This window comes from Bacillota bacterium, from assembly GCA_040757085.1.
Lineage (GTDB): Bacteria > Bacillota > Sulfobacillia > JACIYH01 > JACIYH01 > JACIYH01.
Genome location: JBFLXJ010000011.1, coordinates 104,411 through 120,446, shown reverse-complemented (window position 1 = coordinate 120,446; position 16,036 = coordinate 104,411). Strand labels below are relative to the sequence as shown.

Below are 16,036 nucleotides of genomic sequence, written 5' to 3'. Positions count from 1 at the left end.
ACAAGGAGGCGAGCCATCAGACCATGAAGTACGTCCTGGTCACCGGTTTTGAACCCTTCGGAGGAGACAGCATCAATCCTTCCAGCCTGGCAGCGCAGCAACTGGACGGTTTCACCGTAGAGGGATACCAGGTGGTGACAGGAGAACTGCCTACGGTAGCGAGAGTTTGCGGCGAGCGGGCCATCAGCTTGATCGAGAAATGGCAACCGGAAGTGGTCATCAACGTGGGCCAGGCCGGCGGTCGTCCCGACATCAGCGTGGAACGCGTCGCCATAAACCTGCGCGATTACCGCATCCCCGATAACGCCGGCCAGAAACCCCAGGATGAGCCCATCCGTCCGGGCGGGCCGGTTGCCTATTTCGCCACCATTCCGGCCAGGAGCATAGTCCGGCGATTAAACGACGCCGGGATACCTGCGTCGGTGTCTTATTCGGCGGGCACCTTCTGTTGCAACGAGGTTTTCTATGCTGTGTCCGACTACATCGCCGCGCGCGGCCTGGCCGCCAGGAACGGTTTCGTCCACATCCCCCTTTTGCCCGTGCAGGCAGCCACCTCCAGCCCGCCCCGCCCCAGCATGGCCCTGGCCACAGTGGTCGAGGCACTGAAAGTCGTCGTAGAGGAATGCGTAGCCGCCATGCAGGAAAAAAAGGTCACCGGGAGAACAACAGGAGGATAACGGGCTCGCGCAAGCAGCAAGCACTCAGCCCGGATGGGGGGAACGAGATGAGCCGGCCAACCAGCACGAGCGCTCCGGGTACCCGCCTTACCTCGCAGATGGCGGCGGCCATCCCGCCGTTCATCGTGATGGACGTGATGGAAAAGGCTCAGGCCCTGGAGAAAGACGGGGTTCCCATCATCCACCTGGAGGTGGGCGAACCCGACTTCGACACCCCCCCGCCCATCAAGGAAGCAGCGGCCCGCGCCCTGGCCGACGGCCACACCCACTACACCCACAGCCTGGGGCTCCTCGAACTGCGGGAAGAGATATGTGCGTATTACAAGCGGGAATACGGGGTGGACATCACCCCCGACCGCATCATCGTCACCTCCGGAACCTCACCCGCCATGCTGCTCGTATTCGCGGCCATCCTGGATCCAGGCGACCAGGTCATCCTGCCCGACCCCCACTACGCCTGCTACCCGAACACCATCGGCTTCGTGGGCGGGTCCTGTGTCTACGTGGCCCTCCGCGAGGAGGAAGGTTTTCGCTACCACCCGGAGGCCATCCGGGCCTCCATCGGCCCCCGCACGAAGGCCATCCTGATCAACTCCCCGGCCAATCCCACGGGAATCGTGCTTTCTCCCGAGCAGCTTGCCGAACTGGCCAACCTGGACACCCTGGTGGTCTCCGACGAGATATACCACGGCCTGGTGTACAACGGGCGGGCCCACTCCATGCTGGAATACACGGACCGGTGCGTGGTGATCAACGGCTTTTCCAAGCTGTACGCCATGACGGGGTGGCGGCTGGGCTACGCCATCGTCCCCCGCGAACTGGTGCGGCCCATCCAGAAGCTGCAGCAGAACCTGCTCATATGCGCATCCTCCCTGGCCCAGTATGCCGCCCTGGCCGCTTTCCGCGAGTGCGACCCTTACGTCAGGGAGATGGTCAGGACTTACGACGCCCGGCGCCGGCACCTGGTGGCGCGCCTGCGCGAGATCGGGTTCGGAGTAGCGGTAGAGCCCACGGGTGCCTTTTACGTGCTGGCCAACGCCAAAAAGTTCAGCCCGGACTCCTACGCCTTTGCCAGCGAACTCCTGGAACGGGCCCGGGTGGCGGTGGCACCCGGCATCGACTTCGGGAACAACGCAGAGGGGTACCTCAGGTTCTCCTACGCCAACTCCCTGGAGAACATCGAGGAAGGCATGCGCCGCCTGGCCGCCTACCTGGAACACCGCCCCCGGGCAGGCCGGGGCTGAGGTCGGCGCCCCCAGTTACAACCACGCGCGTGCTGGAGGTCAAGACCGTGATCGTGGCCGTTTTTGGTGCTCACCAGTGCTCGGAGGAAGTTTACCAGGCGGCCCGCCGGGTGGGGCAGGCTATCGCCCGCGCCGGAGCCGTCCTCGTATGCGGGGGGACCACGGGCGTCATGGAAGCCGCCTGCCTGGGGGCCAAAGAGGCGGGAGGACTGACGGTGGGCATCCTGCCGGGAGAATCCCGGGAACAGGCCAACCCCTATGTGGACATCCCCATAGTTACCGGCATGGGTGATGCCCGCAACGTAATCATCGCCCGCACCTGCCACGCGGCCATCGCCATTTCCGGGGGATACGGCACCCTCTCAGAGATCGCGTTTGCCCTCAAGTTCGGGCGGCCCGTGGTGGGCCTGGGCACCTGGTCCATCGCCAGGAACGGCACACCCGCCGGATTGATGCTGGCCACCGGTCCCGAAGACGCCGTGGAAAGAGCCCTGGCCGCCGCCCGCCGTGCCGGCAGCAGTTGATTTCCCGGCGAGCAGGCTTGGCTTGAGTCCGGGCTGTGCTTGAGTTCCCCGGCCCGGTCTTCAGTTGAGTTCCTCGATGCGAGGGCGGAATGCTATGCGGTCAAGCAGTTCCTCGTAGTCCGCTGCGGTCAGTTCTCCGGCCGCACGACCGCACAGGGCGACCATCACCGCCTCCATCACGTTGGTCCCGAAGGATCGCCCGTCGAACTCGGGCGTGGTGGTGACGAGCAAACTCACCCCGCGGGCACGCAGGGCTTGAACGTCGGCAGGGGTGACGGTATTGGTGATGATGACCTTTCCCTCCAGGCGGTCCGGCATGTGGTGGGCGATGAAGTGGTAGTCACCCGCGATGATGTCAGCCCGCTGGTAGTAAGCAGCGAACCTGGGGTGGGTTTCCTTCTGCCTTTCCCCGGTGGGATAGAGCAAGCGGAACGGTAACTGCACGATGACGGGCGCCAGCACCCGCGCCAGCAGTTCCAGCGAACGCAGGCTGTACAGCGGGACGGGGACGCCCAGGCCAAACATGAGGTCGCCCAGTATGAGCCGGCATCCGGCCTCCACCAGGGCCTCGGCCATCCCGAACCGGTCCATGGCCGACACCATGAGCACGGTCTTGCCTCGCAGGGGAAGACCGTATTCGGTCGCCAGGTACCTGACGACGCGACGCTCCAGGGTGTCCTTGAGTCCGGAACCGTCGACCATGGGCGTGCGCCGGGCTGCCCGGGCTATGGGCACGGCATCGCGGATGCGGTACCTGCGCCTCCCCGCCTGCAGGTAGAGGTCTATGCCGCCCATACCGAAGGCATCCACCCGTCCATCCAGCTCCTGCACCAGCCGGATGGCCTTGCCGATGTCCCCGTCGGTACCCCGCCGCTCGATGAGCACCTGCCGTCCCAGGAATTCGGCGCGGGCCACGTGGTCCCGGCTGCTCGAACCCAGCGAGACCGACACCACATGCAAAATGCCGTTCGCCTCTCCCAACTCTTTCGCCCCCGGTCCGTGGTTGTGTGCACACATCCGTGCACAACAATGGTAACCCAGGGCGCCCCGGGTGTCAACCGGGTCGGAGACGCGTCCACATGGGTGCCCGCTCAGCCCTCAGCCCGCGGCGGACGGCACCAGAAGCGATTCTCAGCGGATGCTAAATCCCCGCTCGCCTCGGGGCTGCTGCCATTCCACCTCGACCCCGGTGACACGAGCACCCGGGGGTCCGTGATGGCACCATTCCAGGCAGGCCTCAACGGCGGGCCGGGGGCCTTCAAACAAGGCCTCCACCCGCCCGTCCGGCAGGTTCCGCACCCAGCCCGCCACCCCAAGACGCTCGGCCTGCTCGCGAGTCGTGGCCCGGAAGAAAACACCCTGCACCCGCCCCGATATGTACACGTGGGCGCGGACAGCCTCGTTTTCCCGTCCCACAGGATACACCCCTCTGCTGCCCTATCCCGCATACATTATAACTCGCCGCAGCGCGGCGTCACGGGCGGCAGGCTACCAGGAGGTATCCCCCTTCCCCGTCGGCCAACGTGATCTCGCACAGGCCGGAACGCCCAAGCAGGGACCTCATCGTGCCGTCGTCCGGCAGAAGGTGATGGGCCACCGGGCCTCCCAGTTCACGGTGCAGGCGGTTTATGGCCTCCCGGCTCCTGGCGTGAGCGATGACCAACCGCCCCCCGGGAGACAGTACCCGCGCCATCTCTGCCACGGCCCGCCCCTGATCGGGAAAGTGGGGAAAAGCCGAGTAGCACACCACAGCCCTGCAGGAGCGCTCGGGCAGGGGGATCTCTTCCGCCGGCGCACACAAGTAGGTCACACTCGGGTACTTGGCGCGGGCCTTCTCCAGCATGGCGGGGGAAATATCCAGCGCGTAAACCCGGCCCCCTGGCCCCACCAGATCCAGCAGGTAGGGCAGCAGTACTCCCGTTCCACAACCTACGTCCAGCACCGTATCGCCCGGCCTCAGGCAGGCGTGGGCGAGGACCCACCTGATCAGGTCGGCGTCCACCTGTACGGTCTCATCCCAGGACGCCGCCGCCTGATCGAAGAATGCCCTCAGGGCGGCGTACGCTTCCTCGGTCACGGGCGCGACGGCACCGCCCGCTTGCCCACGAGGAGAATGGCCGCGTTACGCTCCACCAGAGCCACCACCAGGGGAACGAGCAGCAGTTGGAGCACCACCCCCGGCAACGATTGCCCCACGGCGAGGGCAAGGGGAGCAAGCAGGGGAACCCGGTTCAGGCCGAAGAGGGGCAGGACCAGGTATCCCAGGAAGCCGTAAACCAACCTGCCCGCCACCATGGCCGCCACCAGGGAAGGGTACACCCCCAGGCGCAACCGCTCGTACAGGAGCCCCGTCAGCAGGCCATATATCCCCAGTTCGAATACCATCATCTGCGCGACCGGGGGCACGAGCGGCGGCATCCCGGTGAGGACCGCGCTGAGGAGCGGGGTAATCATGCCCACCAGCATGCTCACGAAAGGACCGCAGAAGAATCCCGCCAGCAAGACCGGGATGTGCATGGGCAGGAAGACCTTACCCCAACCCCACGGCGTGAAACATGATGGGCAACAGGATACCTATCGCGACGAACAGCGCCCCCCGGGTCAGGTTTCTCGCGTTCACCGTCCCACCCCCGCCGTAACACGATGCTGATTTGCGTGCTACGTCTATTCTACGCCCGGTCTCCCATCTCCTGCGGCCTTTCCACACCCGGCCGCAAAATGATACAGTAGACGTGATCGGCTCACCAGTCGATCACTCGCCAGATCATGCGGGGGATACCTGTTATGCCCAGACCTCCCATCCCCAGGTTCGTCGAGCACATCCCCGAAGTGACCTACTTCAAGCCGGCCGGGATACCGCTGCGCCAGCTTGAAGAAGTGGAACTGACCGTGGACGAACTGGAAGCCATCCGCTTAAAGGACATGGAAGGTCTCGAGCAGGAAGAAGCCGCCGCGCGCATGGGGATAGCACGCACCACCTTCCGGCGGGTCCTGGTATCGGGACGTGCCAAGGTGGCGGAGGCTCTGGTGCAGGGAAAAGCCATCCGCATCCAGGGCGGCGCCTTCACCCCGGCACATCCGGGACGGCATCGGCACGGCCGCCCCTGGCAGCGTTAACCGCCAGTCCGCATGCCCCACGGTCCTACCCACACCACCGGGGACCGTCGATGGCGCGCAGAATTGCTCGGGGAGAGGGGGAGGCTGATGTCAGAAACAACCGTACGGCAGAAGACGGACCCCGGATTGGGCCAGCAGGAGTGGAGGGAGAAGCTGGTGGATGCGGCCAAGCTGTGGCTGGCCCACGACGGCCTCTGGTTCCGCGCGGTGGAGGAAGAATTCGGCCTCGAGGCGGCCATCAAGCTGGACGAGAGGGCCATGGCCCGCTTCACCGTGCTGGAGGCCCAGCGCATCATGCGGCGCCTGGGCATGGAACCGGGCGGTGGCATTCCCGCCCTGGTGCGGGCCCTGGGCGAGAGACTGTACGCCTACATAAACGAGCAGGATGTGATCGAACAGAGCGAAAACCGGGTGGTGTTCCGCATGCGCACCTGCCGGGTGCAGGCGGCCCGGCAGCGGCAGGGGCTGCCCGACTTCCCGTGCAAGTCAGTGGGCATCCTGGAATACTCCGAATTCGCCCGCATCATCGACCCCCGCATCCAGACCCGATGCGTGGCATGCCCACCGGATCCCCACCCCCCCGAGTTCTGGTGCGCCTGGGAATTCACGCTCAGGCAAGAAAACGATTAGCTTGCTGCTCGGGGGCGTCCGCGAGTTTCTTCAGTCGTGCTACTCCAGGAAGTCCTTGAGTTTCTTGCTGCGGCTGGGGTGACGCAGCTTGCGCAGGGCCTTGGCCTCGATCTGGCGGATGCGCTCCCTGGTCACCTTGAATATCTGACCCACTTCCTCCAGGGTGCGGGGGCGACCGTCATCCAGGCCAAAGCGCAGGCGCAGGACGTCCCGCTCCCGCGGGGTCAGGGTGTCGAGAACCTCGTCGAGTTGTTCCCGCAGCAGCAGGTACGAGGCGGCGTCGGCCGGAGCCGGTGCTTCTTCGTCCTCGATGAAATCCCCCAGGTGGCTGTCTTCCTCTTCCCCGATGGGGGTCTCCAGGGAAACCGGCTCCTGGGCAATCTTCATGATCTCCCGCACCCGCTCCACGGGGATGTCCATTTCCGCCGCCAGTTCCTCGGGCAAGGGTTCCCGGCCCAGTTCCTGCAGGAGTTGCCGGGAGACCCGGATAAGCTTGTTGATGGTCTCCACCATGTGCACGGGGATACGGATGGTACGGGCCTGGTCGGCGATGGCCCGGGTGATGGCCTGCCGGATCCACCAGGTGGCATAGGTGGAGAACTTGTACCCCTTGCGGTAGTCGAACTTCTCCACCGCCTTGATGAGTCCCAGGTTCCCTTCCTGGATGAGGTCCAGGAATAGCATCCCCCGGCCCACGTACTTCTTGGCAATACTCACCACCAGGCGCAGGTTGGCCTCGGCCAGGCGCCGCTTGGCCTCTTCGTCACCCTGCTCGATGCGCTTGGCCAGCTCCACCTCTTCTTCTGCGGTGAGAAGGGGTACGCGGCCGATTTCCTTGAGGTACATGCGCACGGGGTCGTCGAGGGCGATGCCTTCGGGCAGTTCCAGATCCTCTTCTGGCGCCCGCGCCGGGGCCTTCCCGTCCTGGCCCTGCTCGGGCCGCTGCTCGTCCACCACCTGGATGCGCTCCCGCGCCAGACGGTCGTATAGCTCTTCGATCTGGTCGGGAGTCAAGTCGGCCCGGGCCAGGGTGTCCATGATCTCCCCGTAGGTGAGGGAACCGGTATTCTTCCCCTTTTCCACCAGGCTTTCGATGAGAGCGTTCACGTCCAGGTTCTCGCTCACCTCGTCATCCCTCCTTCCTGGCCCGGCCGCTCGAGCCCGCAAGGGTTCCCCGTCTCCCTCTCCCCGGCCCGGCGTTCGACCTTCTTATTAACTCCCTCTTCACCCCGGCCGGCGCTTCCGACCCTGCACCGTCTTCACGAGTTCCTGGTATTCTTCCAGGATATGCGCGGGGACCGGCTCCTTTCTCCTATCGTACTCGCTGATCACGTCCCCCAGTTCGCGCAAACGCTGGCGCTTGCGCTCCCCTTCCAGCAGGGCCAGGCAGTCCTCCAGCGCCCTTTCGGGGTCAGGGCAGGCGAACTCCTCCACCTGAAGGCGAGCGAGCGCACTGAGGGCTTGTTCGCTCTCCAGCCCAGCCGCCAGACTCGCGGTGTCCATCTCGCCCGCCGTCCCCGCGGCCATCTCCATAACCGCCGTCGCCAGTTCCCGCCAGACGGGATGGTGGAAGTCATCCGCACCTATCCGGGCCCGTACCCTCTCCACCCGTCGGGAATCGTCCACCATGAGCCGTACCAGCATCTCCTCCGCCTTCACCAGGGCCGGGCGCCTTCCAGCCTCGTTCATTTCTGCTATTCTTTCCCTGACGGGCGGCCTCTTATGCCCGCGGCCCCGGCGTCCGTAGGCCCTCAACTCCTGCCACAACGCCCCCTCGGAGACCGCCAGACGCCGGGCCGCCTCCCGGACGTACGTTTCCCGTTCCACGGGACTGGAGAGATCGGCCAGCACCGGAATGATGTTCGCTACCGCTTGCAATTTTCCTTCTACCGTGGTGGCCTGGCGGGCAGCCACTTCCAGGCGAAACTCCACGAGGGGCAGGGCCCCCTCCAGCACGCGCGCCAGGGCTTCCCGCCCCTCTCGGCGCAGCAGCGAGTCGGGATCATCCCCCGCCGGCAGGGAAGCCACATACACCCGCAGCCCCAGATCGCGCAGGATCTCCAGACTCCGCCAGGTGGCACTCTGCCCGGCAGCATCGGCGTCGTAACATATGACCACGCCGGAACAATACCCCTGCAGCACCCGGGCCTGCTCCCGGGTGAATGCGGTGCCCATGGAAGCCACCACGGACCGGAAACCGGCCTGGTGGGCAGAGATCACGTCCATGTAGCCCTCCACCACCACCGCCTTCCGGTCCCGCCGGATGGCGTCCCGTGCCAGGTGAAGGGCGTACCAGCTGCTGCCCTTCTGAAACACCGGGCTCTCCGGGGAGTTGAGGTACTTGGGCTGGGTATCGTCCAGAGCCCGCCCGCCGAAGGCTATTACCTGCCCGTGCACGTCCCAGATGGGGAAAATGAGGCGGTGACGGAAGCGGTCGTACACCCCGCCGCTCTCGCGCGGCACCACCAGGCCCGCGTCAGCGAGTTCCTGCTCCGTGAAGCCCTGCCGGACCAGGAACTTCGCCAGGGCGTCCCAGCTCGCGGGAGCGTACCCCAGCTCGAACCGGCGCGCCGTTTCTTCGCTGATCCCCCGCTGGACGAGGTAAGCCCGTGCCCCTTCCCCCTCGTTGCCCCCCATCAGCCGCTCATTGAAAAACTCGGCCGCCAGGGCAAGGGCATCCAGAAGGCGGCGCCGGTGCCGGCTGCGGGCTTCCTCCGGGGGCGTGAGGTGACGTCCCGGCCAGGGAATGCCGGCCCGCCGGGCCAGGAACCGCACCGCCTCTGCAAAGGACACGCCTTCTCGCTTCATGACGAAGGTGAACACGTCGCCGCCCGCCCCGCAGGCGAAGCAATAGAACATCTGCCGTTCCGGGGACACGCTCAGCGAAGGCCGGCGGTCGGGATGGAAGGGGCACAGGCCCACGTAGTTTTTGCCTGCCTTCTTCAGATCCAGGTACTGCCCCAGTACTTCCACTATGTCGGACCGGGACCGCACCTGCTCCAGGAATCGGGAATCCAGGCCTTCTCTCATACGGGACGTCCCCAGGGGGCGGGCAGGAATGTACGGCAATACTGGGTGATGGCGAAGCGGTCGGTCATGCCGGCCACGTAGTCGCACACGGCCCTGGCCACATCTTCACCGGGGGGAGGGCCCGCGCCCTCGTACATCTCCTCGGGATGCTCCAGGTAGTGGCGGTACAGCATCTCCAGCATGCGGCGGGCTCTCGCCTCCTCCCGCTTGGCGCGTGCCTGGTCGGTGTACACCCGCGCGAACATGAAGCGGTGGAGTTCCTCGGTCGCCTCGGCGATGGACGCACTCATGCCCACCCGGTCGGAGTCCCAGGAGGTGTGGATCACGTCCCGCACCATGGTGGCGATGCGCTCCGAGTGAGTCCGGCCCAGTACTTCCAGACATGAACGGGGCAGGTCGCCGGGCGCCAGTACCCCGCCCCGGATGGCGTCATCGATGTCATGGTTCAGGAAGGCGATGCGGTCCGCCAGCTGTACCACCTGGCCTTCGGGGGTGGACGGCTCCCGGTCGGGCACGTGGCACAGGATACCGTCCCGCACCTCCCAGGTAAGGTTGAGCCCCCGGCCCCCGTTCTCCAGCACGTCCACCACTCGCAACCCCTGTTCATTGTGGCGAAAGCCACCCGGGTGCACTGCCTGCAGGACGTCCTCCCCGGCGTGGCCGAAGGGGGTGTGGCCCAGGTCGTGCCCGAGGGCGATGGCCTCAGTCAGATCTTCGTTCAGGCGCAGCCCGCGGGCGATGGTGCGGGCGATCTGGGCCACCTCCAGGGTGTGGGTCAGGCGGGTGCGGTAATGATCGCCCTCCGGAGCGATGAACACCTGCGTCTTGTGTTTCAGGCGGCGGAAGGCCTTGCTGTGGATGATGCGGTCCCGATCCCGCTGAAAGGCGGTGCGCACGGGGCATGGCTCCTCCGGGCGCAGACGGCCCCGGCTGCGGCTGCTGAGGGTCGCCCGTGGGGAAAGGATGCGCTCCTCCAGCTCTTCGGTCGCTTCCCGGACCCGGGGCCACCCGGACACGGCTGCCCTTTCACCTCCCCGACCGGTTCCGGGCCCGGATGGCCGCCCGGGCCGCTGCCAGCCGGGCTATGGGGACGCGAAAAGGAGAGCAACTCACGTAATCCAGGCCCAACCGGTGACAGAGATCTATGGACGCGGGGTCACCGCCGTGCTCACCGCAAATGCCCACCTTGAGGTCGGGCCGGGTAGCCCTCCCTTCCTGGACGGCTATGGCCATGAGGCGGCCCACGCCCTGTTCATCCAGTGTCATGAAGGGATTCTCGGGTACCAGCTTGCGCTCCACATACTGGGGCAGGAACTTGGCCTCGGCGTCGTCGCGGGAGAAGCCAAAGGTGGTCTGGGTGAGGTCGTTGGTCCCGAACGAGAAAAAGTCGGCATGGCGGGCGATCTCTCCTGCGGTAAGGCAGGCCCGGGGGACCTCGATCATGGTCCCCACCACCAGGGGGAAACTAACCCCGGCCGCCGCCATGACCTCCCGGCCCACCCGCAGTACCAGTTCCCGCAAGATTTCCAGTTCGCGGGCGATACCCACCACGGGGATCATCACCTCGGGCCGGGCATCCACCCCTTCTTTGCGCAGGCGGGCAGCAGCCTGGAAAATGGCACGGGCCTGCATCTCGTATATTTCGGGGTAGAGAATCCCCAGACGGCAGCCCCGGAACCCCAGCATAGGGTTGGCCTCCTGCAGGGCACGGGCCCGCCGCAAGAGCCTCTCCGCCCGCGCCAGTTCCTCCGCCATCTGGCCAACGGCATCCGTCAGCCCGGCGCGGAGTTCGCGCACGCGCTCGACCAGTTCTTCAGTACGGGGCAAGAACTCGTGCAGGGGTGGGTCAAGGAGACGGATGGTAACCGGCAGGCCTTCCATGGTGCGCAGGATGTGGTAGAAGTCGTCTTCCTGCATGGGAAGGAGCCGGTCCAGGGCTGCCCGCCTCTCCTCTTCGGTCTCCGCCATGATCATCTCCTGGACCACGGGCAGGCGATCCTGCGCCATGAACATGTGCTCCGTCCGGCACAATCCTATCCCCGCCGCCCCGAACTCGCGGGCCCGCCTGGCATCCTGGGGGGTGTCGGCGTTGGCCCGCACCCCCAGTTGCCGCACCTCATCGGCCCACGCGAGGAGCTCCAGGAACTCCGGGCTCAACTCGGGATCCACCAGGGGGACTTCCCCCGCGAACACGCGCCCGGTGGCCCCGTCGATGGAAATCACATCCCCTTCCCTCAGTAACTTGTCCCCCACCCAGAATTCGCGCTTCTCCAGATCGATGCGGATGGCTTCGCATCCCACCACGCAGGGCTTGCCCATGTGGCGGGCCACGATGGCAGCGTGACAGGTCATCCCTCCGCGGCTGGTGAGGATGCCCCGGCTCTGGACGATGCCGTGCATGTCATCGGGGGTGGTCTCCGGCCTCACCAGGATGACCGCCTCTCCCTGAGCACCCAGCGCCTCCGCCAGGTCGGCATCGAAGACCACCTTTCCGGTGGCAGCCCCCGGGGAAGCGGGAAGCCCCTGCGCCAGGGGCGGGATCTTGACGTCGGGCTCAACCCCCCGGTGAAGTATCTGCACCACCTGGGCCGGATCCACCCGGGTCAGGGCCTCCTCCCGGCTGATCAGACCCTCCCTGACCATATCCACCGCCGTGCGGATGGCAGCCCGGGCTGTCCGCTTGGCCGACCTGGTCTGCAGGACGAACAACTTGCCCTCCTGCACGGTGAACTCGATGTCCTGCACATCGCGGTAGTGCTCTTCGAGCAGGCGGGCAACTTCAAGCACCTGCTCATAGGTGGCGGGCATCTCCTCCCGCATCTTCACCAGGGGCTGGGGAGTGCGCAGCCCGGCCACCACATCCTCCCCCTGAGCCCGGACCAGATACTCGCCGTACACCTGCTTTTCCCCGGTAGAAGGATTGCGGGTGAACATCACGCCGGTGGCCGAGTGCTCCCCCAGGTTACCGAACACCATGGCCTGCACATTCACGGCCGTACCCAGGTCGTCGGGGATGCGGTTCACCCGCCGGTACACCTGGGCGCGCGGGTTGTCCCAGGACTCGAACACCGCCCCGATGGCTCTCTCCAGTTGCTGCCAGGGATCCTGAGGGAAGGGTTGTCCTGTCACCCTCTCCACCAGGGCCAGGTACTCCTCAACCAGTTCCTGCCAGGCCTCGGCCGGCATGAACTGATCCGCCTCGACGCCCACCGATCGCTTCTTTGCCTCCAGCAGTTCCTCAAATCGCCGGTGTTCCAACTTGAGGACCACGTTTGCGAACATCTGGATGAAACGGCGGTAGCAATCGTAAGCAAAGCCGGTGTCGGTTTCGGCGGCCAGGCCAGCCACCGTGCTGTGGTTCAGGCCCAGGTTCAGGATAGTGTCCATCATCCCGGGCATGGAAACCGGAGCGCCCGAGCGCACCGAAACCAGCAGCGGGTGCGTGGGGTCGCCGAACCGCCTGCCCGTTTTTTCTTCCAGGCGCCCCATGGCTGCCCTGGTCTCGTCCCACAAGCCGGGCGGCAGGCGCTTTCCCAGGCGGTAGTACGCCGCGCAGGCCCGAGTCGTGATGGTGAATCCCGGTGGGACGGGCAGACCGATGCGGGTCATCTCCGCCAAACCCGCACCCTTGCCTCCCAGCAGGTGGCGCCAGGAACCCTGACCTTCCTCGAACATGTACACGTATGGGTCGGCAGTTTGACTACTCAACGGTTTCCCCCTCCCTGAGACGCCTCATCGCTTCCAGTACCCGGTTGGCGGTCTCCTCCACCGCCCGGTAGGTAACGTCCACCACCGGACACCCCAACTGGCGAAATACCTCGCGGGCATAGGCCAGCTCTTCCCGCACCCGGTCGGGGTCGGCGTAGCGAGCAGGACCGTTAAGGCCCATGGCCTTGACCCGCTCGCTGCGGATGGCGCACAGGGACTCGGGCTGGATGGTGAGCCCCACCACCTTGCCCCGGGGAAGGGCCAGCAACTCAGCCGGCAACGGTATCTCCGGTACCAGGGGAACGTTAGCCACCTTGTAGCCGCGCTGCGCCAGGTACAGACTTACCGGGGTCTTGGACGTCCGGGAAACCCCCACCAGAACCAGGTCGGCGCGAGCCAGCCCCCTCAAGTCCCGCCCGTCGTCATACTTGACGGCGAATTCCACTGCTTCAATGCGGCGAAAGTAGGCCTCGTCGAGCTGGCGGATCAACCCTGGTTGGAGCCGGGGTGGAAAACCGGCCACCTTCTGCATGGCCTCCAGAAGGGGACCCAGCACATCCACCGCCGGGATTCCCAGGCGTGCGGAATACTCCTGCACGAGCTTCCTCAAGTCAGGACGCACCAGGGTGTACACCACCAGGCTGGGCCTGGTACGTGCGTGTTCAAAAACACCCATGAGCATGCGGGCGTCCTCCACGTACGGGACGCGCACAAACTCCATGCGATGGGAATCGAACTGGATGGCAGCCGCCCGCGCCACCAGTTCGGCGGTTTCACCCAATGAGTCGGAAACCACAAAGACGAGGGTCCGGGTCCCGTCGCCGTCGTCCACGTGATCACCACCCCGGCACGTGCTTACCCTATTTCGCCGCCGGCCCCCCTCTCATCCTCTTTGCCCCCACTTTGTTCCAAATACAGGGACCGGCGCGGCCTACAGTACGACCACGCGCGAGAGGTCACCCAGGAGCCCTAAGAGGTCGGCCAAGCGCCGTAGAAGGGCCAGCCGGTTGCGGCGCAGGGGCTCCTCCGGTGCCATCACCAGCACGTTATCCAGGAAGCTGTCCACGGAAGGCCGCAGGGTGGCCACCGCCGCCAGAAAGCGCCGCCAGTCACCCGCCTCCGCATAGGCACGGGCAGTGGGGCTGCAAGCAAGGTATGCTTCCCACAACTGGCGTTCGGGAGGCTCCCGCAGGAGTCCAGGCTCTACGGCATCGTCTTCCGCCTTCTCGGCCAGGGTCACCACCCGCCGGAAGGCGGCCAGGGCATCGGTGAACTCGGGGTAGTCCTTGACCTCCTGCAGCGTCCGGGCCCGGTTCCAGGCGTCGCTCACGTCGTCCGTCCTGGCGACCACGGCCTCGACGAAGTCGGGCCGGATACCCTGCTCCCCGAAAAGGTTACGGATCCGGTGACGCAAGAATTCCAGCAGAGAGGTTTTCACCCGCTCCGCCGCCTCTCCCCCCACCAGCTCCGCCCGCCCCAGCACCTGCCGGTAGGCGGCCTGCGCTTCTTCGATCGCCCAGCCCAGGGAAAGGCGCAAGCCCGCGGCCCACAGGATGCGCACCAGCCCGTAGGCGGCGCGCCTCAGCCCGTAGGGGTCCTGGGACCCCGTTGGCTCCAGGCCGGCGGCAAAAGCGCCCACCAGGGTGTCCAGGCGGTCGGCCAGGCTCACCACCATCCCGGCCATGGAAGAGGGCAGTTCGTCCTGGGCATAACGGGGGAGGTAGTGCTCGCGAATGGCCTCAGCCACGGCGGGATCCTCTCCCGAGTGCAGGGCATACTCCTTGCCCATGATGCCCTCCAGTTCGGGCAACTCTCTCACCATGTGCGTAGCCCGGTCGGCTTTGGAAAGGCGGGCAGCCCTTCGGCAAACCGTGGCCAGGCGCCCGTCCAGGCCGAAAGCGTAAGCCAGGAAGCCCACCAGGATCTCCATCCGGGCCACCTTGTCCTGCAGAGTCCCCATGTCCTCCAGGAACCCGACCCCGGCCAGAGACTCCCCCCAGCGCTCCAGGGGCACCTTGAGATCCTCCGCGTAAAAGAAACGGGCATCGGCCAGCCTGGCCTGCACCACCCGCTCGTAACCCTCCCGAACGGTATCCAGTCCCTCCTGCCCCCCATCCCGCACCGCCACGAAGGCGGGAAGCAACCGGGCCGGTTCGCCCGGGTCGCGGACGGCGAAAAACCGCTGGTGGTGCCGGAGCACAGTGATGATCACATCGCGGGGCAGGGCGAGGTAGTCGGGGTGGAAGCGGCCCCACACCGCCACGGGGTGCTCGACCAGGAACGTAACTTCCTCTGCCAGTTCCTCGTCCCAGAGGGCCTGTCCGCCCACCCATGCTGCCGCCTGTTCCACCTGCTCCTTGATCTGCCGACGGCGGAGGACCGGGTCGGGAACCACCCCCGCCCCCGCCACCACCTGAAGGTAAGCACGGGCGTGGTCAACCCCCACTGCGGCGGGGTGCAGGGATCGATGCCCCCGTGTCGCCCGGCCGCTCTCTACCCCCGCAAAGGTGAACGGTACCACCTGGTTGTCGAGCAGGGCCAGGATCCAGCGCACGGGTCGCACGAAACGGTGCTCACCTCGCCCCCACCGCATCATGCGGGGGAACTCAAGCTGCCCCAGCACCTGAGGGACGAGGGCAGCCAGCACCTGGCCGGTGGGACGTCCTTCTTCCACCCGGAGGGCAAACACGTAGTCACCGCCCGGCGTGTCTTCGACCACCAGATCCTCCACCCTCACTCCCTGGCTGGCCGCAAACCCCAGTGCCGCCCGGGTCGGGTTTCCCTGATCGTCAAAGGCCACCCGCCGGGCGGGGCCCCTGACCTTGACCACCCGCGGCTCCTGCCGCTCCGGCAACCCTTCCACCAACAACACCAGACGGCGGGGCGTCCCCATGGTGGAGAGGGAGCTCCACCCCAGGCGCGCCTCCTCAAGGGCCTGGCGCGTACGTTCCTCCAGTTGATCCAGCGCCGGGGGCAGAAAGCGGGCCGGCGCCTCCTCCATCCCCAGTTCCAGTACGAAGTCCACCCATCTCTCCCTCCCGAAGAGCATCCTGCCCTGGGACGCCTACCGTATCCCCACGTTTGTGCGGGTTGGCCGGGTCAGCAG

15 protein-coding genes are annotated in these 16,036 nt (G+C 66.1%); 5 read left to right on the top strand and 10 right to left on the bottom strand.

Annotation, left to right across the window (positions count from 1 at the left end; all coding sequences use genetic code 11):
- Positions 1-23 precede the first annotated feature (23 nt).
- The 3 genes from pcp to AB1446_04300 are packed head-to-tail and all read left to right on the top strand — an operon-like array spanning position 24 to position 2,445.
- Positions 24-677, top strand: coding sequence for a pyroglutamyl-peptidase I (gene pcp, locus AB1446_04310; protein MEW6546126.1), 654 nt, complete (start codon positions 24-26; stop codon positions 675-677).
- Between the two features lie 47 nt (positions 678-724).
- On the top strand, positions 725-1,921 hold the full coding sequence (locus AB1446_04305) for a pyridoxal phosphate-dependent aminotransferase (protein ID MEW6546125.1): 1,197 nt from the start codon (positions 725-727) through the stop codon (positions 1,919-1,921).
- Positions 1,922-1,968: 47 nt separating this feature from the next.
- Positions 1,969-2,445, top strand: a complete 477-nt coding sequence (locus tag AB1446_04300) for a TIGR00725 family protein (GenBank protein MEW6546124.1) — start codon at positions 1,969-1,971, stop codon at positions 2,443-2,445.
- Positions 2,446-2,505: 60 nt separating this feature from the next.
- Here AB1446_04300 and AB1446_04295 read toward each other — a convergent pair whose 3' ends face one another.
- The 4 genes from AB1446_04295 to AB1446_04280 form a co-directional block, all read right to left on the bottom strand.
- A complete protein-coding gene (locus AB1446_04295) occupies positions 2,506-3,408 on the bottom strand; it encodes a quinate 5-dehydrogenase (GenBank protein ID MEW6546123.1) in 903 nt (300 codons plus the stop codon).
- Positions 3,409-3,576: 168 nt separating this feature from the next.
- Entirely contained in the window at positions 3,577-3,861 is a 285-nt protein-coding gene (locus AB1446_04290) for an acylphosphatase (protein ID MEW6546122.1), read from the bottom strand.
- 58 nt (positions 3,862-3,919) lie between these two features.
- Positions 3,920-4,522, bottom strand: coding sequence for a methyltransferase domain-containing protein (locus AB1446_04285; GenBank protein ID MEW6546121.1), 603 nt, complete (start codon positions 4,520-4,522; stop codon positions 3,920-3,922).
- Entirely contained in the window at positions 4,519-4,962 is a 444-nt protein-coding gene (locus AB1446_04280; GenBank protein MEW6546120.1) for an ECF transporter S component, read from the bottom strand. Before AB1446_04280 ends, AB1446_04285 begins: the two co-directional genes overlap by 4 nt.
- 267 nt (positions 4,963-5,229) lie before the next feature.
- Between AB1446_04280 and AB1446_04275 the strand changes: the two genes are divergently transcribed.
- Positions 5,230-5,562, top strand: a complete 333-nt coding sequence (locus AB1446_04275; GenBank protein MEW6546119.1) for a DUF134 domain-containing protein — start codon at positions 5,230-5,232, stop codon at positions 5,560-5,562.
- 87 nt (positions 5,563-5,649) lie between these two features.
- On the top strand, positions 5,650-6,192 hold the full coding sequence (locus AB1446_04270) for a DUF6125 family protein (protein MEW6546118.1): 543 nt from the start codon (positions 5,650-5,652) through the stop codon (positions 6,190-6,192).
- Between the two features lie 39 nt (positions 6,193-6,231).
- Here AB1446_04270 and rpoD read toward each other — a convergent pair whose 3' ends face one another.
- The 6 genes from rpoD to glyS all read right to left on the bottom strand — a co-directional run bounded on the left by rpoD (position 6,232) and on the right by glyS (position 15,955).
- Positions 6,232-7,317, bottom strand: coding sequence for an RNA polymerase sigma factor RpoD (rpoD, locus tag AB1446_04265; GenBank protein ID MEW6546117.1), 1,086 nt, complete (start codon positions 7,315-7,317; stop codon positions 6,232-6,234).
- A 99-nt stretch (positions 7,318-7,416) separates the two neighbouring features.
- Positions 7,417-9,222: a DNA primase gene (dnaG, locus tag AB1446_04260; GenBank protein ID MEW6546116.1), complete on the bottom strand. Its 1,806-nt coding sequence runs from the start codon at positions 9,220-9,222 to the stop codon at positions 7,417-7,419.
- Complete coding sequence (locus AB1446_04255; GenBank protein ID MEW6546115.1) at positions 9,219-10,238, bottom strand: deoxyguanosinetriphosphate triphosphohydrolase; 1,020 nt, start codon at positions 10,236-10,238, stop codon at positions 9,219-9,221. The genes dnaG and AB1446_04255 overlap by 4 nt, the downstream gene beginning before the upstream one ends.
- Before the next feature lie 10 nt (positions 10,239-10,248).
- Positions 10,249-12,930: a pyruvate, phosphate dikinase gene (gene ppdK / locus AB1446_04250; GenBank protein MEW6546114.1), complete on the bottom strand. Its 2,682-nt coding sequence runs from the start codon at positions 12,928-12,930 to the stop codon at positions 10,249-10,251.
- Entirely contained in the window at positions 12,923-13,762 is an 840-nt protein-coding gene (locus AB1446_04245) for a pyruvate, water dikinase regulatory protein (GenBank protein ID MEW6546113.1), read from the bottom strand. Before AB1446_04245 ends, ppdK begins: the two co-directional genes overlap by 8 nt.
- A gap of 99 nt (positions 13,763-13,861) precedes the next feature.
- Positions 13,862-15,955, bottom strand: a complete 2,094-nt coding sequence (gene glyS / locus AB1446_04240) for a glycine--tRNA ligase subunit beta (protein ID MEW6546112.1) — start codon at positions 15,953-15,955, stop codon at positions 13,862-13,864.
- Positions 15,956-16,036 lie beyond the last annotated feature (81 nt).

What these genes read in the sequence shown, in the direction of transcription:
- AB1446_04280 (MEW6546120.1), bottom strand. Translation starts at nt 4,962, where the DNA reads ATGCACATCCCGGTCTTGCTGGCGGGATTCTTCTGCGGTCCTTTCGTG.
- dnaG (MEW6546116.1), bottom strand. Translation starts at nt 9,222, where the DNA reads ATGAGAGAAGGCCTGGATTCCCGATTCCTGGAGCAGGTGCGGTCCCGG.
- AB1446_04305 (MEW6546125.1), top strand. Translation starts at nt 725, where the DNA reads ATGAGCCGGCCAACCAGCACGAGCGCTCCGGGTACCCGCCTTACCTCG.
- AB1446_04275 (MEW6546119.1), top strand. Translation starts at nt 5,230, where the DNA reads ATGCCCAGACCTCCCATCCCCAGGTTCGTCGAGCACATCCCCGAAGTG.
- AB1446_04270 (MEW6546118.1), top strand. Translation starts at nt 5,650, where the DNA reads ATGTCAGAAACAACCGTACGGCAGAAGACGGACCCCGGATTGGGCCAG.
- pcp (MEW6546126.1), top strand. Translation starts at nt 24, where the DNA reads ATGAAGTACGTCCTGGTCACCGGTTTTGAACCCTTCGGAGGAGACAGC.